The sequence below is a fragment of the Mesorhizobium sp. P160219 genome (assembly GCF_057786095.1).
Map to the genome: position 1 here is coordinate 458,973 of NZ_JBYNWG010000001.1, position 24,954 is coordinate 483,926.

Annotated in this window: 22 protein-coding genes; 11 read left to right on the forward strand and 11 right to left on the reverse strand. The window is 63.7% G+C overall.

Going from position 1 to position 24,954, the window contains the following annotated elements; translation table 11 throughout:
• Window positions 1-114 precede the first annotated feature (114 nt).
• The gene (locus AC3EMP_RS02305; protein WP_352596760.1) at window positions 115-1,281 is read left to right on the forward strand and encodes an MFS transporter; all 1,167 of its coding nucleotides are present in this window, start codon (window positions 115-117) and stop codon (window positions 1,279-1,281) included.
• A gap of 11 nt (window positions 1,282-1,292) precedes the next feature.
• Here AC3EMP_RS02305 and AC3EMP_RS02310 read toward each other — a convergent pair whose 3' ends face one another.
• The 4 genes from AC3EMP_RS02310 to AC3EMP_RS02325 all read right to left on the reverse strand — a co-directional run bounded on the left by AC3EMP_RS02310 (window position 1,293) and on the right by AC3EMP_RS02325 (window position 7,634).
• Window positions 1,293-2,579 carry a RhtX/FptX family siderophore transporter gene (locus AC3EMP_RS02310; RefSeq protein WP_352596762.1) on the reverse strand — a complete coding sequence of 429 codons (1,287 nt, stop codon included), beginning with the start codon at window positions 2,577-2,579 and terminating at the stop codon, window positions 1,293-1,295.
• Window positions 2,576-2,950, reverse strand: coding sequence for a hypothetical protein (locus AC3EMP_RS02315; RefSeq protein WP_155923829.1), 375 nt, complete (start codon window positions 2,948-2,950; stop codon window positions 2,576-2,578). The genes AC3EMP_RS02310 and AC3EMP_RS02315 overlap by 4 nt, the downstream gene beginning before the upstream one ends.
• A 15-nt stretch (window positions 2,951-2,965) precedes the next feature.
• Window positions 2,966-5,170, reverse strand: coding sequence for a TonB-dependent receptor (locus AC3EMP_RS02320; protein WP_352596764.1), 2,205 nt, complete (start codon window positions 5,168-5,170; stop codon window positions 2,966-2,968).
• Between the two features lie 280 nt (window positions 5,171-5,450).
• On the reverse strand, window positions 5,451-7,634 hold the full coding sequence (locus AC3EMP_RS02325; protein ID WP_023698235.1) for a primosomal protein N': 2,184 nt from the start codon (window positions 7,632-7,634) through the stop codon (window positions 5,451-5,453).
• A gap of 90 nt (window positions 7,635-7,724) precedes the next feature.
• Here AC3EMP_RS02325 and fsa point away from each other — a divergent pair, with 90 nt between their 5' ends.
• Window positions 7,725-8,381 (forward strand): fructose-6-phosphate aldolase, encoded by a 657-nt coding sequence (gene fsa, locus AC3EMP_RS02330; protein ID WP_023698236.1) that lies wholly within the window; start codon window positions 7,725-7,727, stop codon window positions 8,379-8,381.
• Window positions 8,382-8,470: 89 nt separating this feature from the next.
• Here fsa and AC3EMP_RS02335 read toward each other — a convergent pair whose 3' ends face one another.
• Window positions 8,471-9,067, reverse strand: coding sequence for an LPS assembly lipoprotein LptE (locus AC3EMP_RS02335; RefSeq protein WP_352596766.1), 597 nt, complete (start codon window positions 9,065-9,067; stop codon window positions 8,471-8,473).
• Window positions 9,054-11,681 (reverse strand): leucine--tRNA ligase, encoded by a 2,628-nt coding sequence (gene leuS, locus AC3EMP_RS02340; protein WP_023737919.1) that lies wholly within the window; start codon window positions 11,679-11,681, stop codon window positions 9,054-9,056. The genes AC3EMP_RS02335 and leuS overlap by 14 nt, the downstream gene beginning before the upstream one ends.
• Before the next feature lie 148 nt (window positions 11,682-11,829).
• Between leuS and AC3EMP_RS02345 the strand changes: the two genes are divergently transcribed.
• From AC3EMP_RS02345 to AC3EMP_RS02360, 4 genes are all read left to right on the forward strand, one after another.
• The gene (locus AC3EMP_RS02345; protein ID WP_023736835.1) at window positions 11,830-12,492 is read left to right on the forward strand and encodes a YggS family pyridoxal phosphate-dependent enzyme; all 663 of its coding nucleotides are present in this window, start codon (window positions 11,830-11,832) and stop codon (window positions 12,490-12,492) included.
• Window positions 12,493-12,581: 89 nt separating this feature from the next.
• A complete protein-coding gene (locus AC3EMP_RS02350; RefSeq protein ID WP_023684084.1) occupies window positions 12,582-12,836 on the forward strand; it encodes a type II toxin-antitoxin system Phd/YefM family antitoxin in 255 nt (84 codons plus the stop codon).
• Window positions 12,836-13,237 carry a type II toxin-antitoxin system VapC family toxin gene (locus tag AC3EMP_RS02355; RefSeq protein WP_023728699.1) on the forward strand — a complete coding sequence of 134 codons (402 nt, stop codon included), beginning with the start codon at window positions 12,836-12,838 and terminating at the stop codon, window positions 13,235-13,237. The genes AC3EMP_RS02350 and AC3EMP_RS02355 overlap by 1 nt, the downstream gene beginning before the upstream one ends.
• A gap of 132 nt (window positions 13,238-13,369) precedes the next feature.
• Complete coding sequence (locus tag AC3EMP_RS02360; protein ID WP_023736834.1) at window positions 13,370-14,419, forward strand: aldo/keto reductase; 1,050 nt, start codon at window positions 13,370-13,372, stop codon at window positions 14,417-14,419.
• 51 nt (window positions 14,420-14,470) lie between these two features.
• Here AC3EMP_RS02360 and AC3EMP_RS02365 read toward each other — a convergent pair whose 3' ends face one another.
• Window positions 14,471-15,379, reverse strand: a complete 909-nt coding sequence (locus tag AC3EMP_RS02365; RefSeq protein ID WP_023736833.1) for a LysR family transcriptional regulator — start codon at window positions 15,377-15,379, stop codon at window positions 14,471-14,473.
• Window positions 15,380-15,506: 127 nt separating this feature from the next.
• On the opposite strand from AC3EMP_RS02365, the gene AC3EMP_RS02370 reads away from it, so the two are divergent.
• On the forward strand, window positions 15,507-16,688 hold the full coding sequence (locus AC3EMP_RS02370; RefSeq protein ID WP_023749346.1) for an MFS transporter: 1,182 nt from the start codon (window positions 15,507-15,509) through the stop codon (window positions 16,686-16,688).
• Between the two features lie 43 nt (window positions 16,689-16,731).
• Window positions 16,732-17,766 carry an aldo/keto reductase gene (locus AC3EMP_RS02375; protein ID WP_023736831.1) on the forward strand — a complete coding sequence of 345 codons (1,035 nt, stop codon included), beginning with the start codon at window positions 16,732-16,734 and terminating at the stop codon, window positions 17,764-17,766.
• Between the two features lie 60 nt (window positions 17,767-17,826).
• Here the strand turns inward: AC3EMP_RS02375 and AC3EMP_RS02380 are convergent, their stop codons facing one another.
• Window positions 17,827-18,099, reverse strand: coding sequence for an usg protein (locus AC3EMP_RS02380; RefSeq protein ID WP_023668649.1), 273 nt, complete (start codon window positions 18,097-18,099; stop codon window positions 17,827-17,829).
• Between the two features lie 305 nt (window positions 18,100-18,404).
• Here AC3EMP_RS02380 and acs point away from each other — a divergent pair, with 305 nt between their 5' ends.
• Window positions 18,405-20,360 carry an acetate--CoA ligase gene (acs, locus tag AC3EMP_RS02385; protein ID WP_023726119.1) on the forward strand — a complete coding sequence of 652 codons (1,956 nt, stop codon included), beginning with the start codon at window positions 18,405-18,407 and terminating at the stop codon, window positions 20,358-20,360.
• A gap of 9 nt (window positions 20,361-20,369) precedes the next feature.
• Complete coding sequence (locus AC3EMP_RS02390; protein WP_023726118.1) at window positions 20,370-21,107, forward strand: MOSC domain-containing protein; 738 nt, start codon at window positions 20,370-20,372, stop codon at window positions 21,105-21,107.
• A gap of 66 nt (window positions 21,108-21,173) precedes the next feature.
• On the opposite strand, the gene AC3EMP_RS02395 is transcribed toward AC3EMP_RS02390, so the two are convergent.
• Both AC3EMP_RS02395 and AC3EMP_RS02400 read right to left on the reverse strand, forming a co-directional pair.
• Complete coding sequence (locus AC3EMP_RS02395; protein ID WP_023726117.1) at window positions 21,174-22,442, reverse strand: SAM-dependent methyltransferase; 1,269 nt, start codon at window positions 22,440-22,442, stop codon at window positions 21,174-21,176.
• A gap of 387 nt (window positions 22,443-22,829) precedes the next feature.
• Entirely contained in the window at window positions 22,830-23,699 is an 870-nt protein-coding gene (locus AC3EMP_RS02400; RefSeq protein ID WP_352596772.1) for a transglutaminase-like domain-containing protein, read from the reverse strand.
• Window positions 23,700-23,879: 180 nt separating this feature from the next.
• Between AC3EMP_RS02400 and AC3EMP_RS02405 the strand changes: the two genes are divergently transcribed.
• The gene (locus AC3EMP_RS02405) at window positions 23,880-24,545 is read left to right on the forward strand and encodes an HAD-IA family hydrolase (protein WP_023684076.1); all 666 of its coding nucleotides are present in this window, start codon (window positions 23,880-23,882) and stop codon (window positions 24,543-24,545) included.
• Window positions 24,546-24,671: 126 nt separating this feature from the next.
• Here the strand turns inward: AC3EMP_RS02405 and AC3EMP_RS02410 are convergent, their stop codons facing one another.
• Entirely contained in the window at window positions 24,672-24,878 is a 207-nt protein-coding gene (locus tag AC3EMP_RS02410; RefSeq protein ID WP_023688862.1) for a DUF1674 domain-containing protein, read from the reverse strand.
• Between the last annotated feature and the right edge of the window lie 76 nt (window positions 24,879-24,954).

The window sequence follows — 24,954 nt, forward strand, 5'->3', positions numbered from 1 at the left end:
CCCCATAAATCCTGATAATACTGAATGCATTACGTTTATACATTGTCGTCCTTAAACATTTGTGTTGATTATCTGTTCTAAACAAGAAATAAGCTTGGTCTTATGACGACCGGTATGAAAAATCGATCTTCGCTTCTGCGCCGCCTGGCGATCGCGGTCTCGGCAATCGGCTTCGGCCAGTCGGCCTTCGTATCGCTCGTTCCCCTGGTGATGGAGCGGCTGAGGCTCGATACGTTTGCCATCGGCGCGGCAACTGCTGTCGGCGCGGCGGCCTTTCTGGTCGGCTCGCCGCTGTGGGGCCGCATGGGCGAGCGGCTTGGCCATGCCAGGCTGCTGCGCTTGCTCGGCCTCGCCATGCTGGCCGGCCAGGCGGTGTTCGCCATTCTGCTGATAGCCGGCATGGGAGCCGCGCTCGGCATCGCTTTGCTGATGCTTTCGCGAACCGTGTACGGTTTTGCCGCGTCCGGCGTCATGCCGACGGCGCAGGTCTGGGCCAGCCGCTCGGTTGCCGATGACAGGCGACAGGCCGCGCTGGGACTGCTTGGCGCCGGCGTCAGCATGGGGCGGCTGGCCGGCGTGCTGGCGGCAACTGCTGCCGTCCTGTCGCCGCTGCTGCCGCCCATCCTGTTCCTGCTCAGCCCGCTGTTGCTGTGGCTCGCGCCGGGCAAAGGGGAAGCCGGCGGACGGAGCGACGGCAAGGCAGCCGACGTCGGCCGTGGAATATCGCCCTTCGATCGCCGCGCTCTGCCTTGCCTGGCGATGGGCTTGTGCCTGACGCTCGGCTTCGGACAGGTGCAGATGATGCTCGGCCCGATGGCCCAGCAGCGTTTTGGCCTTGGTGCGACGCAGGCCACGACGGTGACCGGCCTGGCCCTGATGCTGGTCGCCATCGTCATGGTTTTGGTCCAGGGACTGCTCATGGCGCGCCTGCGGCTGGCGGAGCGCAACAGCGTCGTCGTCGGCTGTCTCATGGTTTGCGTCGGCATGACGGCGCTGGCCGTCACGGCCAGCCATGTTGCCTCGGCAGCGTCTCTGGTGGTGGCGGCGGCCGGCATTGCCCTGGCGACACCCGGCTACTCCGCCTGGCTGATGAAGCGCCTGGAGCCCGGCGAGCAGGGCGCGGCGGCCGGCTGGCTCACCAGCACCCATGTGCTCGGCCAGAGCATCGGCGCATTGGCCGGCGGCTTTGCCTTCACGCTCTGGCCCTTTGCGCCGCTGGCCGACTGCGCGGCGCTGGCGCTGGCCGCTGCCTGTCTCGCTGCCATGGTTCGCAAGCACTAGCCAAACCGCGCTCATTCGGCGACCTCCGGCAGCGGCTGCATCGGAGTACCCGGCTGGGCTTTTGCGGCATCGGCGAAATGGGCATTCAGCATGCGATAGGTCGCCACCACGGCGATGCCCGACAGCACGGTCGCCAGGGTGAACAGCGCGGAGTAGCCGAGCATGTCGGCGAGGCGCCCGGCAAGCATGGAGCCGACGAGGTAGACGATAAGCTGGGCGCAGGACAGGATGGTGAAGTCGGTGCCCGGCTGGTCCGACGACGTCACGGCCATGAACAGGCTGTAGAGCGCCACGATCTCCATGTAGCGCACCAGCGTCTGCAGGAACGAGGCGCCGAAGATCGGCCAGAAGCCGGCGATAGCGCCGAAAGCGTGCAGCGCGAAGATCAGGAAGCAGATGGTTCGCAGCGCGCCGAGCAGGCCGAGCACCGAGGCGGCGCCCCTGTTGTGCAGCAGCCACGCCGCCAGCGCCGAGCCGCCGAGCCCGACGGTGAGCGCGGCACCGCCCGAGAGATAACCGATGATATCGAGCGGCACGCCGGCATCGACGAGATAGGAGCCTTCCATCGACTTCACCAGCCCCTCGCTGGCGCGGTAGATGAGCGCGATCCACAGGATCTGGCGTGCCTCCGGCCGGCGCAGAAAGCGCAGGATCGAGGGGCGGTCGATGGCCGCCTGCGGCGCGCTGGCGACGGGATCGGTCTCGCGCATGGCGAAGGCGGCGACCAGCGGGATGATGGACAGCGCGGCCACCATGGCCACCATGGTTTGCCAGCCGGCATGATGATAAGCCAACAGGCCGAGCGTGCCGCCGAGAACGACGCCGAGCGCGACGGCGCCGCCCTGGATCGCATTGCCGATCGGCCTGTCCTTCGGGTCGAGATATTTGGCCGCGTAGCCGTCGGTGGCGATGTCCTGGGTCGACATCAACAGGCTCACGACAAGGCCGACGGCAAAGATACCGGCGACATCGGTCGGCTCGATCCAAAGCATGGCGGCGATGCCGGCGATGACGCCGATCTGGGTGATGATGACCCAGCCGGCGCGATGGGCGCGGGCCATTGGCCGAAAGCGGTCGACCAGCGGCGCCCATAGGAATTTCAGCACCAGCGGCAGCATCAGCAGCGCCATCAAGCCAATGGCGGTGCGCGACACGCCTTGCTCGCGCAGGATCGGCGGGATCGCCGCGGCAAACAGATAGCTCGGGATGGCCTGCGCCAGATAAAGGCAGGCGAGAACGACGAAAAGCCGCAGGCGCGAAAGCCCGGCTGGCGCCGGCCGGTCTGCGTCGGCGCTCATTTGACATAGTCCTTCGGTGCGTAACCGTTCAGGAAGGCGCCGGCCTCCGCCCGGCTGCGGGTGACGAGCACTGGAAAGCCGAACAGGCTTTGCCAGACGCGCTGCATGTTCTCGTCGGCGGCGGGGCGCACCAGCGCACAGGCGCGGCAGGCTTTTTCGAGCTGCTCGCGTTCCGCCTTGTACCAGAGGTTTTGCGCCTTGCGCTGGGCGTCGCTCAGCGCGATCTCGATGCGGATATCGACCAGGAGCACGAACGGCTCCCGTTCCTGCGAAAGGCGGCCGAGCGCCTCGATATAGCGCGCGCCATCCGCCGGATCGGCTGGCGCTTCTGCCAGCAGCGAGACCAATGCACCGTTTCGTTGGAGAGACACCGCCACCGCCGCCCCTCAGAATGTGATCTGGTAGGACAGAGCGACCGAACGTCCCAGACCCGGAACGTCGGCGCCGCGGGTCGCCGATGCGGAAGGGTTGATGTAGTAGGTGTCGAACACATTGCGCACGGCAAGGTTCAGCACGCTTTCATTGCCGAACGTCTTCGAGACGGCGAGATTGACCAGTGCTGCACCGTCCAGTTCCTGGGTGGCGATGCGGTCGCGTCCGGAAAACAGCTCCAACTCGCTGCGCAGGGTCAGCTCGTTCTCGAAACGGGTGGTGAGATAGACCAGGCCCTTGTAGGTCGAGGGGACACGGTTGTTCGGCAGATACTCGTTCGCTTCGATGTGGCCGTCGCGATCCGCGTCGTATTTGCCTTCGACATAGCCGACCGATCCGCCCAGCGTGAACATGCCGCTGAGGTCTGCCTCGAGATTGGCTTCGACGCCCCAGATACGTTCCTTCTGCTGCGATACCCGGTTGTTGACGATGTCGTAGCTGACGCCGTTGTCCGAGGTCGACAGATAGGTGCTGACGCCGCCGCGATAGTCGCCCCAATCGCCGCGCAGACCGGCTTCCCAGGTGTTCACCAGCTGGGTTTCAGGCGCGATATCGGCATAGCTGATCGCATAGTCCGGCGCGTTGGTGCACGGCAGCAGCGGCCGGATCGCCGTGCCATAGGCGTCGCAGGTCTCGGCGTTGGAGTTCAACCCGGCGCGGCGGGTGAAGCCGCCAATGTCGGTGAGGCTGTAGCCTTGCGAGAAATTGCCGAAAAGCTGCATCCTTTCGGTCAGATCGTAGACGGCGCCGGCGTTGAAGGTGACGGCGTCGTAGTCGAACGAGCCGCCGGTCACCTGGATCGCCGGCAGGCCGATAATGTTGCGGCCTAGCAGAACGGCAGCGGCAGGCCGGGTGAAGTCTTCAACGTTGAGATAAAACTGGTCGTAGCGCGCGCCGCCGCTGATGCGAAAGCGATCCGTCACCGGAATTTCGCCCTGCGCAAACAAGGCAACCGAGTTCTGGGTCGTGGGCGAGATGGCGTCCTGGCCGTTGGTCAGCTGCTGATCGGTGGCATCGAAAACGTAGTCGGCGCCCCAGGTCAGTGTGCTGCCCTGAGTGATAAAGTCCATCGGCGTGTTGACGGTCAGGTTGACGCCGCTGCGCCGCGATTGCAGCGCCGTCTGGTTGAAGTCGGCGGTCGGGTCCGTACCCGGCGGCAGGATCACCGGCCGCGTCGGGTTCGTCGGTAAATACACCTGGCTGTTGACGGCCGAGAATTTGGTAAAGGGCGACTGCTTGAAGATGTCGTTGTAGAACGCCTTGACCTCGAGGTTTCCGAGCGCGAAGTCGCTGTCGGTGTATTTGGCGGTCAGATATTTCGAATCTTCCTTCAGCGGCTTGCCTTCATAGGGATCGCCGAAATCCGGGGAGACGGGATTGGTCGTGTAATCGGTGAACCAGTCCGGCTTCTGGTTGGCATAGGTCCAGTCGACGCTGGCCTCGAAGCGCCTGGAATCGAACTGGTAGCCGGCCACGCCGAAGAGATTGCCCGTGCCGGTGCGGTCGCCGCCGCCTTGCCCAAGCATGGCGTCCGAAGCAACCTCGTTGCCGTGGCCGTCATAGGTGCGGCGCGACAGATCACCGGACGCCGAGAAGAAATAGTCGAAATCGCCTTTCTTGCCCTCGACCGAGACACTGGTGCTTGGCCCGGCCGACTTGCCGGGGTTTTCGGTGAAGGCGGTGACGCCGGTGCGCACCGTCACCTTCGGCTTGTCGCTATCGCCGCGCTTGGTGATGAAGTTGATCGTGCCGCCGGTGGCGCCGGCGCCATAAAGGCTGGACGCGCCATTGATGACTTCGATGCGCTCGACCGCATTCAGGTCGATCATCGACAGGATGCGTGAGAGGTCCCGCAGCGGTGTGTTGCGCGGCACACCGTCGACCATGATGAGAACGCTGCGCCCGCGGAAGGTTTCCGAAGCGCCGGAAATGGTCTGGTTGCGTGGCGCGTAGCCGGGGACGATGCGGCTGATCAGGGTCGCGGCGTCGATATTTTCCTGCGCGGCTTCCTCGACCTGTTGCCGTTCCACGACCTGGACAGACTGAGCGACGCTGGAAATCGACCTTTCATTGCGGCCGGTGACCAGTATCTGATCGAGCACGGTGGCTCCCTGCTGGTCCGTCGGAGCGGCTTCCTGGGCAAATGCCGCGCCTGCCATAATCGACGAACCCAAAGCCGATGACCAAAGAAGCGTACTGAAAAATCTGCGCATGCTGTCCCCATCCATGCCCTGGTCCCCAGCGCCAGAGCGGAAAGGCCCAGTTATAATTCATGATAAAAAGAGTCAACATTTATTTTGTGGCTTTTCAAATCAGGATTAGTCAGCGAACGGATGGGAGCCGGGTACATGAACGGCGCGCATTTTAGCCGGCACTAAGATGCTGAGTTTTCTTGACAAACGGCTTACGGGCGGCCGGCGGCGGCGTCAGCCTTTGTGCTTACAAGAAGCTCTGCGGATCGATGTCGACCTGCACGCGGACCGAGCCGCGCTGCTTCGGCCCTTCGGCCAGCATGGTGCGGATGAAGCCTTGGATGTCGGCGCGCTTTTCACCCTGGATCAGCAAACGGAAACGATGGCGCCCACCAAGCAGCGACAGCGGCGCCTCGGCCGGACCGAGCACGAACAGGTCGCTGGCCTGGGGTGCTGCACGGCGCAGGCCGCGCGCGTGGCCTTCGGCCTCGGCCCGCGTTACCGCACTGACGATGACGCCGGCAAGCCTGCCGAAGGGCGGCAGGGCTGCCCGTTCGCGCTCAGTGATCTCGCGTTCGTAAAAGGCCTCGGCATCGCCCGAGACGATCGCCCGCATCACCGGATGGTCCGGCTGGAAAGTCTGCAGCAGGCCGAGGCTCTTCTTGCCGGTGCGGCCGGCGCGTCCAGTAACCTGGCTGAGCAATTGGAAGGTGCGCTCAGCGGCGCGCGGATCGCCATTGGCGAGGCCGAGATCGGCATCGACGACGCCGACCAGCGTCATGTTGGGAAAGTTATGGCCCTTGGCGACCAGCTGCGTGCCGATGACGATGTCGGCCTCGCCATTGGCAATGGCCTCAAGCTCCAGACGCAGCCGGCGCACTCCACCCATCAAATCGGATGACAGGACGATCGTGCGCGCGTCGGGGAAATGCGCCACGACTTCTTCAGCTATCCGCTCGACGCCAGGCCCGCAGGCGACCAGATGGTCGAGCGTGCCGCATTCCGGACAAGCCTCCGGCCGCTTCTCATTGTGCCCGCAATGATGGCAGACGAGTTGGCCGCGAAAGCGGTGCTCAACCAGCCAGGCCGAACAGACCGGGCAGCCGAAGCGGTGGCCGCAGACACGGCACAGCGTCAGCGGCGCATAGCCGCGCCGGTTGAGGAACAGCAGCGACTGCTCCTTCTTCTCCAGCGTACGTTGCATCTCACCGATCAGCAGCGGCGACAGAAAGCCGCCGCGGGCCGGCGGCGCGCGCCGCATGTCGATCGTCTTGAGATCGGGAAGCGCGGCTTCGGCAAAGCGCGCCGACAGCACCGCCCTGCTGTAGCGGCCCTGCTGCGCATTGACCCGGCTTTCGACCGACGGCGTCGCCGACGCCAGCACCACCGGGAAGCCGCTGATATGGCCGCGCACCACCGCCATGTCGCGGGCATTGTAGAAGACACGGTCCTCCTGCTTGTAGGCAGGGTCGTGCTCCTCGTCGACGACGATCAGCCCGAGCTCGCGGAACGGCAGGAACAGCGCCGAGCGTGCGCCGGCGACGACGCGCGCGCCGCCTTCCGCCACCTGTCGCCAGACCTTTTCGCGCATTCGGGGCGGCAGGTCGGAATGCCATTCCGCCGGCTTGGCGCCGAAGCGCTGCTGGAAGCGTTCGAGGAAGGCATGCGTCAGCGCGATCTCCGGCAAAAGGATCAACACCTGCTTGCCCTGGTCGAGGGCTGCCGCCACCGCCTCGAAATAAACTTCCGTCTTGCCTGAACCGGTGACGCCGTCGAGCAGCGTGACGTTGAAAGCAGCGGCCGTGACATTGGCGCGCAGCATGGCGGCCGCGTCTGCCTGGTCCGGCATCAGCTCCGGCATGGCGTAGGAAGGATCGGGCGCGGCGACCACCGGTCGAGGCGGGATCATCACCGTCTCGAACACGCCTTGCGCCTTGAGCCCCTCGACCACCGTCGACGACACGCCCGCCGCGTGCGCCAGGCCGGATCGCGTCCAGGCAAGCCCCCCTTCCGCCGTCTCCAGCACGCGCGTCCTGGCATCCGTCATCCGGTCGGGCATGACGAGGGTCCGCTGCAGGCCCTCGATCCATGGTTCGGGATCGAACGCCTCCGGCGCGCGCAACAGCATGCGCGCCACCATGCCGGGCGGCGACAGCGTGTACTGCGCCAGCCAGTCGACAAAGCGGCGCATGCCGCGGTCGATCGGCGGGCAGTCGAAGACCTGTTCGATCGGGCGCAGCTTTTTGGCGTCGATATTCTCGACCGCACCATCCCAGACGATGCCGGCAACCTGGCGCGGACCGAGCGGCACGCGCACGATCGAGCCCGGCACCACGCGCACGCCGGCAGGCACAGCGTAGGTGTAGGGCCGTTCGGCCGGCATCGGCACCAGCACCGGCGCGGCTGCGACAAAGGGCGAATCTTCGATCATCGGGCGTGACCTTGCCCCGACTTTGGTCTAGATCAAAGGGCAACCCCGAATGTGCATGGCATGCACATGAAAATCTTTCAGGAGACCCCCATGAAATTTTTTGTCGACACCGCTGACATCAAGGACATCAAGGAACTGAACGACCTGGGGCTGCTCGACGGCGTGACCACCAATCCCTCGCTGATCCTGAAATCCGGCGGTAAGATCGCCGAGGTCACCAAGCAGATCTGCGACATCGTCAGGGGCCCGGTTTCGGCCGAGGTTGTTGCGGTCGAATACAAGGACATGATGGCCGAGGCCAACATCCTGGCCAAGATCGCCGACAATGTCTGCATCAAGGTGCCGCTGACGCTCGACGGCCTGCGCGCCTGCAAGACGATCCGCACCGAGATGAACCGCATGGTCAATGTAACGCTGTGCTTCTCGGCCAACCAGGCGCTGCTGGCGGCCAAGGCCGGCGCCTCGTTCATCTCGCCCTTCGTCGGCCGCGTCGACGATACCGGCGCGGACGGCATGGAGCTGATCCAGGAGATCCGGCAGATCTACGACAATTACGATTTCGACACCGAGATCCTCGTCGCATCGGTTCGCACCGTGAACCACGTCAAGCAGGCAGCCCTGATCGGCGCCGATGTCGTTACCGCGCCGGCGGCGACGCTGAAGGCGCTGGTCAAGCACCCGTTGACCGACAAGGGCCTGGATCAGTTCGCGGCCGACTGGGCCAAGACCGGCCAGAAGATCGGCTGAGATCGGGTTCGATACAAACGAAAAAAGGCCGGGAAACCGGCCTTTTTATTGCGAACTGCTAAAGTCGTGTTGGCAAGGCCGGGAAATGCTCAGGCCTTCTTGCCGTGCCTGACGAGATCCTGGGCGACCGACAGGCTCACCATTTCAGCCAGTTCACGTGCGGCGCGGTTCTCGGCGTCGAGTTGCGCCCGGTAGGAAGCGAACTCCTGCGTCGGCTTGTCGAAGGATGACGGGATCGAGCGCTTGCCGGTGGCGATCACCACCCCGGTCGTGGCATCGGTCAGCACATAGCTTGCGGTCAGCGTCACCGTGCCTGCCGTCGGCTCGTCTTCGTCGGTCTGGATCTGCACCACCGCGGCCGATTCGACCAGTTCGGTGACGCCGAGATCGAGCATGTAGACCGGCGCCGGCGGCTCGCCGGCACCTTGACCAAAGGCAAAGATCAGATTGTTGCGGACCTGCTGGGCGTAGCGGGTCTTGACCGGCTTGACCGCGACCGACGCCAGTTCCGCCGAAGCGCTGACCGTGGAGCCAGCGCTCAGCGGCGCGCTCGAATAGAGCGGACGCACGGTGCAGGCCGAAACCAGCGCCATCGAGGCGACCATGCCGCACAGCGCTGTGCGGCGCAGCAAGCGCGTCGTCTTTTCCAGATCGGGCCCCATCCTTCTGAAGTCAAGCAACGACATTGACGATCCTCTGCGGCACGATGATCACCTTGCGGGGCGCCTTACCTTCCAGCGCTTTCTGCACGAAGTCGAGAGCCAGAACCGCTTTTTCGACCGCACCTTGGTCCGCGTCGCGGGCAATTGTCAAATCGCCGCGCTTCTTGCCGTTGACCTGGACCGGCAGCACGATCTCGTTGTCGACCACCAGTGCCGGATCGTAGACCGGCCAAGGCCGTTCGGCGACCAGATCGGTGCCGCCGAGCGTGTGCCAGCACTCTTCAGCCAGATGCGGCATGACCGGCGCGACCACATGCACAAGGATCTCCACCGCCTCGCGGCAGGCGCCTTTCAGCGCCGCGTCGGCCTTGCCCTCGGCGACGTCGTTGAGCGGCGCGGTCAAGGCATTGGCCAGTTCGTAGATGCGGGCGATGGCCCGGTTGAAGCCGAGCTTCTCGATATCCTCGCCGATAGCCTTCAGGATCTTGTGCGCGGCCTTGGAAACGGCCCCCGCCTCGCCCTCCGGCGCCGCCTGCGGCTTGGCGCCGTCAAGCGTCTCGGCGGCAATGGACACCAGGCGCCAGACACGCTGGATGAAGCGATGTGCGCCGGCGGCGCCATCGTCCGTCCATTCGACGTCGCGCTCGGGCGGCGAATCCGACAGCATGAACCAGCGTGCGGTGTCGGCGCCGTAGCCGTCGGTGATGTCTTCCGGGCTTACCGTATTCTTCTTCGACTTCGACATCTTTTCGAGTGAGCCGATCGCCGCCTCTTCGCCGGTGGCGATCTCGATGGCGCGGCGCTTGCCGCCGACATCCTCGATCCTGACCTCAGCCGGCGACAGCCAGCGGCCATTGTTCGACGCACCGCCGACGCGGTAGGTCTCATGCACCACCATGCCTTGCGTGAACAGGCCCTTGAACGGCTCGGCCAGGTCGAGATGCCCGGTCGCGCGCATGGCGCGGGTGAAGAAGCGCGAATAGAGCAGATGGAGGATCGCGTGCTCGATGCCGCCAATATACTGGTCGACGGCCAGCCAGTCATCGGCAGCCTTCGGCTCCGTCGGCTCGTTGGTCCAGGGCGCGGTGAAGCGCGCGAAATACCACGACGAATCGACGAACGTGTCCATCGTGTCGGTCTCGCGTCGCGCATCCTTGCCGCATTGCGGGCATTTGACATGCCGCCAGGTCGGATGACGGTCGAGCGGATTGCCGGGACGGTCGAATTCGATGTCGTCGGGCAGCTTGACCGGCAGGTCGGCCTTCGGCACCGGCACCACGCCGCAATCCTCGCAATGGATCATCGGGATCGGGCAGCCCCAGTAGCGCTGGCGCGAAATGCCCCAATCGCGCAGGCGGAAGTTCACCTTGCGCTCGGCCATCGGCCGGCCGCCGATGGCCTTCTGCTCCAGCAGTTTTGCGACTTCGTCGAATGCCTGATCCGGCTTCATGCCATCGAGGAAACGTGAATTGATCATCACGCCGTCGTCGACATAGGCCTCTTCCGTGACCTGGAAAGTCTTTGCGTCACCATCTTCCGGCATCACCACCGGGATGACCGGCAGGCCGTATTTGTTGGCGAAGTCGAGGTCGCGCTGATCGCCGGACGGGCAGCCGAATATGGCGCCGGTGCCGTATTCCATCAGCACGAAATTGGCGACAAAGACCGGCAGCGTCCACGTGTCGTCGAACGGATGCACGACGCGGATGCCGGTGTCGAAGCCCTTTTTCTCCGCCGTTTCAAGTGCGGCCACCGAGGTGCCCATATGTCTGATTTCGTCAATGAACTTGGCCAGTTCGACATTGCTCTCCGCGGCCTTCCTGGCCAGCGGATGGTCGGCGGCGACCGCCATGAAGGAGGCGCCGAAGATGGTGTCGGGCCTGGTCGTGTAGACTTCCAGCTCGTTCGTGTCGCCAACAGGCTCTGCTAGCGGCCAGCGGATCAGCAGCCCTTCCGAGCGGCCGATCCAGTTCTGCTGCATCAGCTTGACCTTTTCCGGCCACTCGCCGAGACCATTCAGGGAATCCAGCAGGTCCTGCGCATAGTCGGTGATCTTGAAGAACCATTGCGTCAGCTCGCGCTGTTCGACCAGCGCGCCCGAACGCCAGCCGCGCCCATCGATGACCTGCTCGTTGGCGAGCACCGTCATGTCCTCCGGATCCCAGTTGACCTTGGAGGATTTGCGCGTCACCAGCCCCTTCTCGACGAAATCGAGGAACAGCATCTGCTGGCGGTGGTAATAGTCGACGTCGCAGGTGGCGAATTCACGCGACCAGTCCAGCGACAGGCCCATCATCTTGAGCTGCTCGCGCATGGCAGCGATGTTGGCGTAGGTCCATTCCTTGGGATGGACCTTGTTCTGCATCGCGGCATTCTCGGCCGGCATGCCGAACGCGTCCCAGCCCATCGGATGCAGCACGTTGAAACCCTTGGCCCGCTTGTAGCGCGCCACCACATCGCCCATCGTGTAGTTGCGGGTGTGGCCGATATGGATCTTCCCCGAGGGATAGGGGAACATCTCCAGCACGTAGTATTTCGGCTTTGGATCGTTGTTATGCGCTTCGAACAGCTTCTTTTCGGCCCAGGCCTTCTGCCATTTGGGCTCTGACGCGCGCGGATTGTATCGTTCGGTTGCCATCGGATGATTTTCACTTAAAAGCAGGCGCAGACCGCCGGACAAGGCCCGGTGGCCAAGGTAAATGTCGTCGCGGTGTTCACCATGGATTGCCGGACCCGTCAACTGCGGCGAGCCGGCCAAGACGATTAAAGACAGGCAGGATATGGACATGGCCAGCGCCGTCGAACAGTTTTTCGCCGTCAAGACGAGGATCGCTGCCGCCGAGCGCGAGGCCGGCCGCGACGCCGGTTCGGTGACGCTGGTTGCGGTGTCGAAGACTTTTGAGGCCGACGTCATCCGCCCGGTCATCGAGGCTGGCCAGCGCGTCTTCGGCGAAAACCGCGTGCAGGAAGCGCAAGGCAAATGGCCGGCCTTGAAAGCGGAATTCCCTGATATCGAACTGCATCTGATCGGCCCGCTGCAGTCGAACAAGGCGAGGGAAGCCGTAGCTCTCGCCGACGTCATCGAGACCGTCGACCGCGAAAAGATCGCCGCCGAACTCGCCAAGGAAATCGTGCGCCAGGGCCGCACGCCGAAACTCTACGTCCAGGTCAATACCGGCTCGGAGCCGCAAAAGGCCGGCATCGAGCCGCGCGACGCCGTCGCCTTCGTCGCCCGCTGCCGCGATGTCCATGGCCTCGCCATCGAAGGCCTGATGTGCATCCCGCCGGCCGACGAAAACCCCGGCCCGCATTTCGCCCTGCTGGAAAAGCTCGGCATGGAGGCCGGCGTGGCAAAACTGTCGATGGGCATGTCTGGCGACTTCGAGACCGCCATAGCCTTCGGCGCCACCAGCGTCCGCGTCGGCTCGGCGATTTTTGGCGGCCGATAACCTCGGTGATCTCGCGGCCCTAACAGTAGCATTTGTTGCTGCATCGCTGCAGCGATGCTATATCTAGCCAAGCTAGCTAGGTATCTTCCATGAACTGGCATCTGCAGGACGCAAAAAACAATCTCTCGAAGCTGGTTCAGCAGGCTCGTGAAAAGGGCCCGCAGACCATCACCTTGCGTGGAAAGCCCGCTGCTGTCGTGTTGGCCGCTGAAGAATACGAAAGGCTCGTCGGCTCTAAGCCCTCACTTGCGGAATACCTTCTTTCCGGTCCCGAGTGGGACGACGACTTCGTCGAAGAGGTCAATCGCCGCTCCAAGGGGCCCGGCAGAGACGTGGACCTCTGATGTTTCTTCTGGACACGAACGTCGTGTCGGGTGCGCGAAAGCGAGAGGGGCCAGTGGCGGATTGGATAATCAAGCAAGAGCGCCAGTCTCTGTTTCTAAGCGTCATCACGCTCGGTGAAATCGCACGCGGAATCGAAATGAAGCGGCGAAACGACCCCGACACTGCAAACCATTTAGCAGCGTGGTTCCACGGTCTGCGCCACAGCTACGAAAACCGAATTCTCGGCATAGACGAGAGCATCGCTGCCCAATGGGGTCGCATCTCCGCGATCCGCACGCGCGGCGACGCAGATGGGCTTATAGCCGCGACGGCGCTCTTCCACGACCTCATACTGGTCACACGCAACGTCGCCGATTTCGACGATACTGGCGTCACAATGTTCAACCCTTGGGAAGCCTGACCCGCCTGTGTTGATCCGGTGTTGGGGTCGGCCGCAGGTTGAGCCAGAGCCGGCCCATCATTGCGCCACGACTGGAAACGAAACGCGCCGTTCCTATTTGCTTGGAGTCATCACCAATCTGCTGGAGCCACCATGCGCTACAATCAACTCGGAAATACGGGGATGTTCGTCTCCGAACTGTGCCTCGGCACCATGACCTTCGGCGCCGCCGGCGAGAATGCCCAATGGGGCCTGATCGCCAGCCTCGACCAGAAGGGCGTCAACGACATCGTTGCCCGTTCCGTCGCCGCCGGCGTCAATTTCTTCGACACGGCCGACGTCTATTCATTCGGCCAGTCCGAACGCCTGCTTGGCCAGTCGCTCAAGGATCTTGGCGTCAAGCGCTCAGACGTCGTCATTGCCACCAAGGTGCATGGCGCCATGGGCCAGGGCCCGAACGAGCGCGGCTCTTCGCGCGGCCACATCATGGATTCGGTCGAGGGCAGCCTGGAGCGGCTGCAGCTCGACCATATCGATCTTTACCAGCTGCACGGCACCGACACGGTGACCCCCATCGACGAGACGCTGCGGGCGCTCGACGATCTCGTTGCCAGCGGTAAGGTCCGCTATGTCGGCGTCTCCAACTGGGCGGCTTGGCGCATCTCTAAGGCCCTCGGCATAGCCGAGCGCAAGGGATTTTCCCGCTTCGAGACCATCCAGTCCTATTATTCGATCGCCGGCCGCGACCTCGAGCGCGAGATCGTGCCGCTGATCAACGAGGAGAAGCTCGGCCTCATGGTCTGGTCGCCGATGGCCGGTGGCCTGCTGTCCGGCAAGTACGGACCGGGCGCGCCCGGCAATGGCGAAGGCCGCCGCGCCGCCTTCAACTTCCCGCCGGTCAATGAGGACCGCGCCTGGGCAGCCGTCGCAGTCATGCGCGACATCGCCAAAAAGCACGATGTCAGCGTCGCTACGGTCGCGCTCGGTTATGTCCTGGCCAAACCTTTCGTCATGAGCGTCATCATCGGCGCCAGCCGCATGGAGCAGCTCGAGCAGAACCTTGCCGCGGCCGAGCTGAAGCTCGACGCCGACGATCTTGCCAAACTGGACGAAGTCAGTGCGCTGCCGGCCGAATATCCCGGCTGGATGCTGGAGCGCCAGGGCGCCGGCCGTCGCCCGGCTCCGTTCGCCCCGAAGAAGTAGTCATCGCTGTCGCCTGATGCTTGGGGGGTCATCTGGCTCCCCAACGTCTTTTCAGCTCATCCGCACGCTCTCGACCAGAAAGTCGAGAAACGCCCGCACCCGTGCGGGCAAATGCCGGCCCTGGCCGACATAGACGGCGTGGGTGGGCTCCTCGTCGCCCGGATTGAAATCCTCCAGCAGCGCCGTCAGCCGGCCCGCCGCGATGTCATCGGCCACATGCCAGTGCGCCAGCCGGGCGATGCCGGCGCCGCCAACAGCCATCAGCCGCATCGACTCGCCATCGCCGACCAGCGTGTTTCCGGTGATCGGCACCATGACGGCGTTCCCGGTTGCATCGACAAACGACCAGCTATCGACATGCCGGACAAAGCCGAAAGCCATGCGATTGTGCCGGTCGAGATCGGCCGGCATCAGCGGCGTGCCATGCGTCTTGAGATAGGACGGTGCGGCAACGACTGTCATCCGGGTTTGCCCGAGCTTGCGCGCCACCAGCCGCGACTCGCCGAGCGGCCCGGCGCGGATGGCGACGTCGGCACGTTCAGCCATCAGATCGATGACGCTGTCGGTAAGCACCAGATCGACCGAAATCTCGGGATAGCGTTCGAGGAACTCAGGCAGCAGCGGGATCAGCCGATGCACCCCGAAGGGCACATAGGAGTTGACGCGCAGCCGTCCGCGCGGCGCGGCACCCACGGCCGCCTCGCGCTCGGCCGCCGCCATATCGGCCAGGATGCGCACCCCGCTGTCATAGAACGCCGTCCCTTCCGGCGTCAGCTGCAGCTTGCGCGTGGAGCGGGTGACCAGCCGCGCGCCGAGCCTTGCCTCCAGTCGCGCGATCAGCTTGCTCACCGCCGACGGTGTCATACGCAGCGAACGAGCCGCAGCCGAGAAGCTGCTCGCCTCGACGACGCGGACGAACACTTCGATCTCGCCGGAACGGTTGATATCGGGTCTGGCCATTTGTGAATCTATTTCACAGGAAATATGCCCAAAGCAAGTCTGGTTCACAAGGCATGGCAACACGATCTCTGCGGTCGGGGCGCGGGTCTGGACAGCGCGCTCATTCGAGTTCGAACTGGAAACCGCCATGCCTCTTGCTCTCTACGCCCTCGCTGCCGGCGCCTTCGGCATCGGTGTCACCGAATTCGTCATCATGGGGCTGCTGATCGATGTCAGCAAAGATCTCGGAGTCTCGATCTCGGCCGCCGGCCAGTTGATTTCGGGCTACGCGTTGGGCGTCGTCATCGGCGCGCCGCTTTTGACCATCGCCACCGGCAACTGGCCCCGCAAGACCGTCCTTCTGGCCCTTATGGCGATCTTCACGCTCGGCAACCTCGCCTGTGCGATCGCCCCCGACTACTGGACGCTGATGGGCGCCCGCATCATCACCGCCCTTGCCCATGGCACTTTCTTTGGCGTCGGCTCGGTGGTTGCCACCGGCCTGGTCGCACCCAACAAGAAAGCCTCGGCGATCGCGCTGATGTTCACCGGCCTGACCATCGCCAACATCCTCGGCGTGCCCTTCGGCACCTGGCTCGGCCAGACCTTCGGCTGGCGCGCCACCTTCTGGGCGGTAGCTCTGGTCGGTCTCGCTGCCTTCGCAGTGATCCTGCTTCTGGTACCACGCAGCCAGACGGCGCCCGAGAAGACCAACCTGCGCGCCGATCTCGCCGTGCTGCGCCGCACGCCGGTGCTGCTCGGCCTCGCCACCACCGTGCTCGGCTACGCCGGCGTCTTCGCCGTCTTCACCTACATCGCCCCGCTGCTCACCGAGATCACCGGCTTCAGGGAAGCCGCCGTGTCGCCGATCCTGCTCGTCTTCGGCGGCGGTCTTATCGCCGGCAATCTGCTTGGCGGCAAGGTCGCCGACCGCTGGTTGGTGCCGGCGGTGCTCGGCAGCCTCGTGGTGCTGGCGTTGGTGCTGGCCACAATGACCTTCGCCGTCCACAGCCAAATCCTGGCCGTCATCTATGTCGGCCTGCTTGGTGCCGCCGCCTTCGCCACCGTGGCGCCGCTGCAGATGTGGGTGCTGGAAAAGGCGCAAGGCGCGGGCCAGAGCCTCGCCTCGTCCTTCAACATCGCCGCCTTCAACCTCGGCAATGCCGCCGGCGCTTGGCTTGGCGGCGCGGTGATTGCCCATGGCCTCGGCCTCGGCTCACTAACCTGGATCGCCGCTTTGCTGCCGGTCGCGGCTCTTGGCGTCGCTGCCCTGGCGCTGCGCCTCGATCGCGCCCCCACAATCGGGGCGCCGGTCTGCGCCCAGTCATGAGCATCACGCGCAATCCTTCTTCGACATCATCAAGGAGCATAAAATGGATTATCGACGTCTCGGCGCATCGGGCCTGAAAGTGCCCGCACTCTCTTTCGGCGCCGGCACTTTCGGCGGCTCCGGGCCGCTGTTCGGGGCCTGGGGCAACAGCGATGCCAAGGAAGCGCGGCGGCTGATCGACATCTGCCTCGAGGCCGGCGTCAATCTGTTCGACACCGCCGATGTTTATTCGAACGGCGCCTCCGAGGAAGTGCTTGGCGAAGCCATCAAAGGCCGCCGCGACGCGGTGCTGATCTCGACCAAGACTTCGCTGCCGATGGGCGACAGACCGGCCGACTACGGCTCGTCGCGCTCGCGGCTGATCAAAGCCGTCGACGCCGCCCTGAAGCGCATGGGCACCGATTACATCGACCTGTTGCAGCTGCACGCCTTCGATGCCGGCACGCCGATCGAGGAGGTGTTGTCGACGCTGGACGACCTCGTGCGCGCCGGCAAGCTGCGCTATGTCGGCGTCTCCAACTTCTCCGGCTGGCAGGTGATGAAATCGCTGGCGGAAGCCGACAAGCATGGCTACCCGCGCTACGCCGCGCATCAGGTCTACTACTCGCTGGTCGGTCGCGACTATGAATGGGAGCTGATGCCGCTCGGTATCGACCAGGGCATCGGCGCGCTGGTGTGGAGCCCGCTCGGCTGGGGCCGCCTGACCGGCGAGATCCGCCGCGGCCAGCCCCTGCCGGAAAAGAGCCGGCTGCACGACACCGCCGATTTCGGCCCGCCGGTCGCGGACGAACATCTCTACCGGGTCATGGATGCGCTTGATGCGATGGCTGAAGAGACCGGCAAGACCGTGCCGCAGATCGCCATCAACTGGCTGTTGCGGCGCCCGACCGTGTCCTCCGTCATCATCGGCGCCCGCAACGAGGAACAGCTGCGCCAGAACCTCGGCGCCGTCGGCTGGGCGTTGACGCCGGAGCAGGTCAAAAAGCTCGACATGGCAAGCGAAGTGACCGCGCCCTACCCGTACTTCCCCTATCTCCGCCAGGAAGGTTTCGCCCGGCTGAACCCGCCTGCGGTGTGATCACACGACGTTGAAGCTGCCAATCTCCCCCCTTGCGGGGGAGATCAGCTATACTGCCGCTCAGTGCAGCACGAACTCCCCATCCACCTTCCGCCATTCGTTCGGCGCGATCAGCTTCTGGTGCGTGTAGCTGATCGAATGCAGCGGCCCGTCGAGCCTGGCCTTCCAGAACTCGATGAACTTGATCAGCACCGGAAACTTCGGCGCCAGATCGTAATCCTGCCAGATGAAGCTCTGCAGCAGATGCGGGTGGTCGGGAAAATGGTACAGAATCTTGGCCGTGGTCAGGCCATACCCCTTGAGCATCAGGTCCATTTCGGAATGATCGCGCATGACAGCCCCTTGGCCTAGTTGATTCTCCATTCCTCCCAACACCGAATTGTGCGCGCCGTTCCTTAACTGTCTATGATTTTCCTGATCCCAGTCGGGTTTTATGCACGAAAACATGCAGTTAGCAGCGACCGCTGCCGAGTGCTGATGCAACCGAAACGGGAGCTGCGGCATCCCGCCACGCGAATCCAACGTCTAATGTTGCCGTCAGCGCGGAACTGTTAATAATGCCGCCGAATTCGCGGCTGCGTCGCCGTGATCCTGGCTGAGGTCAAGCCGGCGGGGTGGTTTGGGAGGAAAGTGAAGACATGTCCGAGGTGAAGATCCACCGCGTCCAGCCGGCGTGGAAGAAGAATGCGCTGATCGACAACGACACCTACCTCAAATGGTATGCCGACAGCGTGAAGAATCCGGACAAGTTCTGGGGCAAGCACGGCAAGCGCATCGACTGGTTCAAGCCGTTCAGCAAGGTCAAGAACACCTCCTTCGAGGGCAAGGTCTCGATCAAATGGTTTGAGGACGGCGAAACCAACGTCTCCTACAACTGCATCGACCGCCATTTGAAGAAGCGCGGCAACCAGACAGCCATCATCTGGGAAGGCGACAATCCCTACGACGACAAGAAGATCACCTATAACGAGCTCTACGAGCATGTCTGCCGGCTCGCCAATGTGATGAAGAAGCACGGCGTCAGGAAGGGCGACCGCGTCACCATCTACATGCCGATGATCCCGGAAGCGGCCTACGCGATGCTGGCTTGCACCCGCATCGGCGCCATCCACTCGATCGTCTTCGGCGGCTTTTCACCGGACGCGCTGGCCGGCCGCATCGATGACTGCAAGTCGACCTTCGTCATCACGGCCGACGAGGGCCTGCGCGGCGGCAAGCCGATCCCGCTGAAGGAAAACACCGACAGAGCGATCGAAATCGCCGCCAAGGCCGGCACCAAGGTCGATAAGGTGGTCGTCGTGCGCCGCACCGGCGGCAAGACCGGCTGGGTTCAGGGACGCGACATCTGGTACCATGACGAGATCGCCACGGTGAAAGGCGACTGCAAGCCGGAGAAGATGAAGGCCGAGGATCCGCTGTTCATCCTCTATACCTCAGGCTCGACCGGCAAGCCGAAGGGCGTGCTGCACACCACCGCCGGCTATCTCGTCTATGTCTCGATGACCCACCAATATGTCTTCGACTACCATGATGGTGATATCTACTGGTGCACCGCCGATGTCGGTTGGGTCACCGGCCACAGCTACATCGTCTATGGCCCGCTCGCCAACGGCGCCACCACGCTGATGTTCGAGGGCGTGCCGAATTACCCCTCGCAGTCGCGCTTCTGGGAAGTCATCGACAAGCACAAGGTCAACATCTTCTACACTGCGCCGACGGCACTGCGCGCGCTGATGGGCGCCGGCGACGAACCGGTGAAGAAGACCTCGCGCAAGTCGCTGCGCGTGCTGGGCTCAGTCGGCGAACCGATCAATCCGGAAGCCTGGGAGTGGTATTTCAACATCGTCGGCAACGGCAAGGTGCCGATCGTCGACACATGGTGGCAGACCGAGACCGGCGGCATCCTGATCACGCCGCTGCCCGGCGCCACCGACCTCAAGGCTGGTTCGGCGACGCGGCCCTTCTTCGGCATCAGGCCGCAGCTGGTCGACGGCGAAGGTAGGGTGCTGGAAGGGGCGGCCGACGGCAATCTCTGCATCGCCGATTCCTGGCCCGGCCAGATGCGCACCGTCTATGGCGATCATTACCGCTTCGTGCAGACCTATTTCTCCACCTACAAGGGCAAATACTTCACCGGTGACGGCTGTCGCCGCGACGCCGATGGCTATTACTGGATCACTGGCCGCGTCGACGACGTCATCAACGTTTCCGGCCACCGCATGGGAACGGCCGAGGTCGAATCGGCGCTCGTCAGCCATGAGAAGGTGTCGGAAGCAGCTGTCGTCGGCTATCCCCACGACATCAAGGGCCAGGGCATCTACAGCTACGTTACCTTGATGAAAGGCGTGGAGCCGAGCGAGGAACTGCGCAAGGAGCTTGTCGCCCATGTCCGCAAGGAGATCGGCGCAATCGCCTCGCCCGACAAGCTGCAGTTCGCGCCCGGACTGCCGAAAACCCGCTCCGGCAAGATCATGCGCCGTATCCTGCGCAAGATCGCCGAGGACGATTTTTCCGCGCTCGGCGATACCTCGACACTGGCCGATCCGGCCGTGGTCGATGATCTGATCGCCAACCGCCAGAACAAGAAGGGCTGAGGGGATTTGATGGCTGCACTGGGCGCAGTCACGGAGCTCTGGCGTTACCCCGCTAGTTCGCTTGCCGGCGAACGCCAGGACGCCATTTCGGTCGGCCTTGAAACCATCGACGGCGACCGGCTGTTCGGCCTTGTCGATGTCTCGGACAATGAGATCGCGCGGCCCGACCGCGACGCCAAGTGGCACAAGGTGCCGCGCATCCGCACCCGGCTGAGCAAGGACCGCAAGCTGGAGATCGCCGTTCCCGACGGCGACTGGCTGGTAGCGCCGGGCGCTGAATGCGACAGCGCCGTCTCGACCTATCTCGGCTTCGCCGCCTCGATCCGGCCGTTCAGCCAGGACAACGCTCCCGGCTACACCGGCCCGCTGACCGCGGCGCGCTACCGCAAAGCGCCGATCCATCTCTTGACCACCGCATCGCTGGCCCGGCTCAAGGCGCTGCACCCCGAAGGCATTCCCGATCCGCGCCGCTTCCGCCCCAACATCGTCGTCGACATGGCGGCGGTCGAAGGCTCGTTTCCCGAGACCGAATGGATTGGCCGCAAGCTTGCCATCGGCGACCTGCTGGTGACCGTCTCGGAGCCGTGCCGCCGCTGCGGCTTCACCATCATCAGCCAGGACGGCTTTGACCACGATCCCGGCATCCTGCGCAATCTGGTCCGCCACAACGCCCATAATCTTGGCGTCTATTGCACTGTGGACAGGCCTGCCCGTGTCGAGATCGGCGCGCCGATGCGGTTCGTGTAGGCCTCTACCGCGAGGCAGCGAATCGCAGACCTTGGAAAGCGTGGGGTTCGGCCCCGAATCCTATCCCTACCGATACAGATCCGCCCGTGTCGGCGGCAGCCCGCTCGGCCCGCGTGCGCGTTTGGTGACGACGGTCTGAAAAATCTGCGCCGAGGCGCGCTCGAAGGTGATCGAGCAGCCGGTGAGATAAAGCAGCCACAGCCGTGCCTTGGCCTCGCCGACTTCGGCGACCGCCTCGTCGAAGCGAGCCTGTAGCCGCTCGGCCCACAGCCGGCAGGTGCGCGCATAGTGCTCGCGCAGATTCTCGACGTCGTAGACCAGGAAGCCATGCGCCTCCAGATTGCCCAGCGTCATGCCGATCGTGTCGAGTTCGCCGCCTGGGAAAATGTATTTGAGCAGCGCCTTGAACTCCGGCCCCTTGCGCAAGGTTTTCTTCAAGTCGCCCTTGCTGCGCCTGGTGATGGCGTGGTGCAGATAGATGCCGCCGGGCTTCAGCAAGCGATGGATGGTCTTGAAATAGGTGGCGTGGTTGGCGAGGCCGAGATGCTCGAACATGCCGATCGACGATATCTTGTCGAAGGAGCCTTTGAGCTCCGTATAGGATTTGATTTCGATGGTGATGCGGTCCTGCAGCCCTTCGGCGCGGATGCGCTCGCGGGCGAGATCGGTCTGCGCCTGCGACAGCGACACGCCATGGCCGACGACGCCGTAATTTTTGGCCGCATGGATCAGCATGGCACCCCAGCCGCAGCCGATGTCCAGCAGCTTTTCGCCCGGCTTCAGCCTGAGCTTGCGGCAGATATGGTCGAGCTTGTCGGCCTGCGCCTGGTCGATGCCATCGGCGAAATCCTTAAAGTAGCCGCAGCTGTAGACCATGCGCTCGTCGAGGAAGAGCCGGTAAAAGGCATTCGAAATGTCGTAGTGATGCTGGATCGCCTCCTGGCTCGACCCGCTGACATAGGGGTTGCGACCCGACAGATCGGTGCGTGCACTCATCTGCTTGCGTGACAGGAGCACCGCCGGCAAGTCGCGCAGGATCGCCAGCTTCGGCAGCGACTTGAGCTTGGTCCTGAGCTTGCCTTGCGACGGCAGTGCATAAAAATCGAAAATCGTCCCGTCTTCGATGTCTATCGTCTTGGAAATCCACATCTCGATCAGCGTCGACAACGATGGCCGCTTCACCACCTGCCAGACGATGTCCTGGTCGTTGATGGTGAGCACGGGCCCGGTGGCGGGACCGATCCGCTCGCCGGTCCACAGCTTGACCGCAAAACCCGGCTTCAGCGTTTCGATCACCGTTCGCACGATGCGCGCGGCCTTCTCGGCTGCCTCCATGGCCATCCTCCCGAGTCCTGACAATCCACCTTGCATGGATTTTGCCCGCCCGCGCGGCTCTTCGCAACCCGGCGCAAAAGGCGGCTCGCCAGCTATTTCAAACCGGCATCTTGTTTTTTGCTGCAACGCACCCCATCATCTGTACGTGTTCAACAAATCGAAAGGAGGTGATCCGATGTCGAGTGATTTCGTTTTCCAGAACGTGGCCTCAGCGGATTGCACTTTCGGGAAGCAGTCTTCCCGTTAAGGCGCGATAAGCGCGGCGGGTGACCTCGGTCGCCGCCATTGGCCGCGCCACGGACGGAAACACGGAAGGCCGCCGGCTTCGTCAAGAAGCGGCGGCCTTTTCCATTTCCGGATTGTGTGTCGAAGCGGATCAGAATCCGGTCACGCCAGCATCCGCGCGCTGACCGTCTTGTCGACGCCGTGATAGGGCGGATTGAACAGCTTGCCCTCCTGCTCATAGGTCCAGACCTTGAACAGCGAGAGTTGGTGTGGGCCGAAGCTGTGCAGCAGCGGCACATCCGTGGCATCACGACCGCGCGCGATGACGACGCGGCCTATCCTCGGACGATTATGACGGGGGTCGAACGTGTACCATTTGCCGTCGAGGAACACTTCCATCCAGGCCGAAAAGTCCATCGGCGCCGGGTCGGCCGGTACGCCGATGTCGCCGAGATAACCGTTCACATAGCGGGCCGGGATGTTCATGCAGCGGCAGAGCGTGATCGCCAGATGGGCGAAGTCGCGGCATACACCAACCTGCTCCTCATGCGCTTGGGCTGCGGTGCGCGTCGACCGCGCATAGCCATAGCCGAAGGACAGCCGGTTGTGGACATAGTCGACGATCGCCTGCACCCGCGCCCAGCCGGAGGGAACATGGCCGAAAAGCTGCCAGGCCAGACTGCTCAGATGATCGGTCTCGCAATAGCGGCTGCCGAGGAGGTAGCCGAGCACATCGTCCGGCAGTTCCGCCACCGGCACTTCCCTGGCCAGCGTGTTGACCGCGTCAGGCTCCCCGCTGTCCTCGACGGCTGCGTCATAGAGAATGCGGAAACTGCCGGCGGGTGCGGTGAAGCGGCGGCAGGTATTGCCGAACAGATCGTGATAAACCTTGCTCGGCACTGAAGGCGACGTCAGCACGCGCGTCTGCCGTTTGATGTCGGCCTGACGATCCCTGTGGATATCAAGCAGCGAGATGACCGGCGTGGCGCCGACGCATTCAATGGCGATTTCGTAGCCGAGCCGGATCAGCACAATGATTGCCCCTTCGATCCCGTGGAAAACAGTATGCTCAAAACGCCAGAGGCGGGACCATGGTTCCCTGGAACTATCGAAAAGGCTCTCCCGCGGCTTCCCAGGCAGCCGTGGCGACGTTACGGTCGCACGACATGTTTCGACCCTCCCGAAACGATCCCTAACCCCGTGGAAAATCTGATGTTTGCAGGCAGAAAATTCGCCGCGTTCCTGTTCGATATGGATGGCACGGTGCTCAATTCGATCGCCTCGGCCGAGCGCGTCTGGGCGGCGTGGGCGCTTAAGCACGGTCTCGACGTCGAAGCCTTCCTGCCGACGATCCATGGCGTGCGGGCGGTCGAGACCATCACCAGGCTGGCGCTTCCCGGCGTCGACCCGGTGCATGAGGCGTTTGTGCTGTTGCAGGCGGAGTCGGACGATGTCGAAGGCGTGCTGCCGATCGCCGGCGCCGTGCCGTTCCTCAACGCTTTGCCGCCAGAGCGCTGGGCGATCGTCACCTCGGCGCCGCGCCCGTTGGCGCTGCTGCGCATGCGGGCCGCCGGCATCCCGGTTCCCGCCTTGGTGGTCGCGGCCGAGGATGTGTCGCACGGCAAGCCGGCGCCCGACTGTTTCCTGCTGGCGGCAAAACGGCTCGGCGTCGATATCGGCGACTGTCTGGTCTTCGAGGACGCACCGGCCGGTATCGCGGCGGCGGAAGCAGCGGGCGCGTCGGTGATGGTGATCAGCGCCACTCACCAGCATCCAATGACGACTCAGCACAACTCGATTGGCGGCTACGAAACCGTCTCCATCGCCATCGATGACAGCGGCTGGATGACGCTGGGGGCACAGCGCAGCGCGGCCTGAGGAACTGGAGGACTGGAGGACTGGAGGACTGGAGGACTGGAGGACTGGAGGACTGGAGGACTGCTATGCGCCTTTTTCTTCAACTCTTCAGTTCACCAGTTCCCCAGTTCTTCCGTTCCTGAACCCCTAGAAATCGCTAGCCAGTCCCTTCACTTCCCAGTCGCCGTAGCGGCCGGGTTCCTTGCCGCCGCGGCCGCCGATTTCCTTCGGCAACGCAGCTTCCTTCTGGCGATACGCTTCACGGCGCGCCTCGGCTTCAGCCAGCGCCCGGCTGGCCGCCGGCGTCAGGTCCTTCTCCCGGTCGGCATCAGCTTTGCTGGGTTGGTCGGTCATGCGATAGTCCGGGCGGATTGAAACGAAGGGCGGCGTTTCCCATCATATAGCCATGAGTTCACCCCGATCGACCTTT

Coding starts and splice junctions, on each gene's coding strand:
- AC3EMP_RS02410 (WP_023688862.1), bottom strand. CDS start 24,878: ATGACCGACCAACCCAGCAAAGCTGATGCCGACCGGGAGAAGGACCTG.
- AC3EMP_RS02365 (WP_023736833.1), bottom strand. CDS start 15,379: ATGGCCAGACCCGATATCAACCGTTCCGGCGAGATCGAAGTGTTCGTC.
- AC3EMP_RS02370 (WP_023749346.1), top strand. CDS start 15,507: ATGCCTCTTGCTCTCTACGCCCTCGCTGCCGGCGCCTTCGGCATCGGT.
- AC3EMP_RS02320 (WP_352596764.1), bottom strand. CDS start 5,170: ATGGCAGGCGCGGCATTTGCCCAGGAAGCCGCTCCGACGGACCAGCAG.
- AC3EMP_RS02355 (WP_023728699.1), top strand. CDS start 12,836: ATGTTTCTTCTGGACACGAACGTCGTGTCGGGTGCGCGAAAGCGAGAG.
- AC3EMP_RS02380 (WP_023668649.1), bottom strand. CDS start 18,099: ATGCGCGATCATTCCGAAATGGACCTGATGCTCAAGGGGTATGGCCTG.
- leuS (WP_023737919.1), bottom strand. CDS start 11,681: ATGGCAACCGAACGATACAATCCGCGCGCGTCAGAGCCCAAATGGCAG.
- AC3EMP_RS02395 (WP_023726117.1), bottom strand. CDS start 22,442: ATGGAGGCAGCCGAGAAGGCCGCGCGCATCGTGCGAACGGTGATCGAA.
- AC3EMP_RS02405 (WP_023684076.1), top strand. CDS start 23,880: ATGTTTGCAGGCAGAAAATTCGCCGCGTTCCTGTTCGATATGGATGGC.
- AC3EMP_RS02305 (WP_352596760.1), top strand. CDS start 115: ATGAAAAATCGATCTTCGCTTCTGCGCCGCCTGGCGATCGCGGTCTCG.
- AC3EMP_RS02350 (WP_023684084.1), top strand. CDS start 12,582: ATGAACTGGCATCTGCAGGACGCAAAAAACAATCTCTCGAAGCTGGTT.
- AC3EMP_RS02360 (WP_023736834.1), top strand. CDS start 13,370: ATGCGCTACAATCAACTCGGAAATACGGGGATGTTCGTCTCCGAACTG.
- AC3EMP_RS02310 (WP_352596762.1), bottom strand. CDS start 2,579: ATGAGCGCCGACGCAGACCGGCCGGCGCCAGCCGGGCTTTCGCGCCTG.
- AC3EMP_RS02375 (WP_023736831.1), top strand. CDS start 16,732: ATGGATTATCGACGTCTCGGCGCATCGGGCCTGAAAGTGCCCGCACTC.
- AC3EMP_RS02345 (WP_023736835.1), top strand. CDS start 11,830: ATGGCCAGCGCCGTCGAACAGTTTTTCGCCGTCAAGACGAGGATCGCT.
- acs (WP_023726119.1), top strand. CDS start 18,405: ATGTCCGAGGTGAAGATCCACCGCGTCCAGCCGGCGTGGAAGAAGAAT.
- AC3EMP_RS02335 (WP_352596766.1), bottom strand. CDS start 9,067: ATGTCGTTGCTTGACTTCAGAAGGATGGGGCCCGATCTGGAAAAGACG.
- AC3EMP_RS02325 (WP_023698235.1), bottom strand. CDS start 7,634: ATGATCGAAGATTCGCCCTTTGTCGCAGCCGCGCCGGTGCTGGTGCCG.
- fsa (WP_023698236.1), top strand. CDS start 7,725: ATGAAATTTTTTGTCGACACCGCTGACATCAAGGACATCAAGGAACTG.
- AC3EMP_RS02390 (WP_023726118.1), top strand. CDS start 20,370: ATGGCTGCACTGGGCGCAGTCACGGAGCTCTGGCGTTACCCCGCTAGT.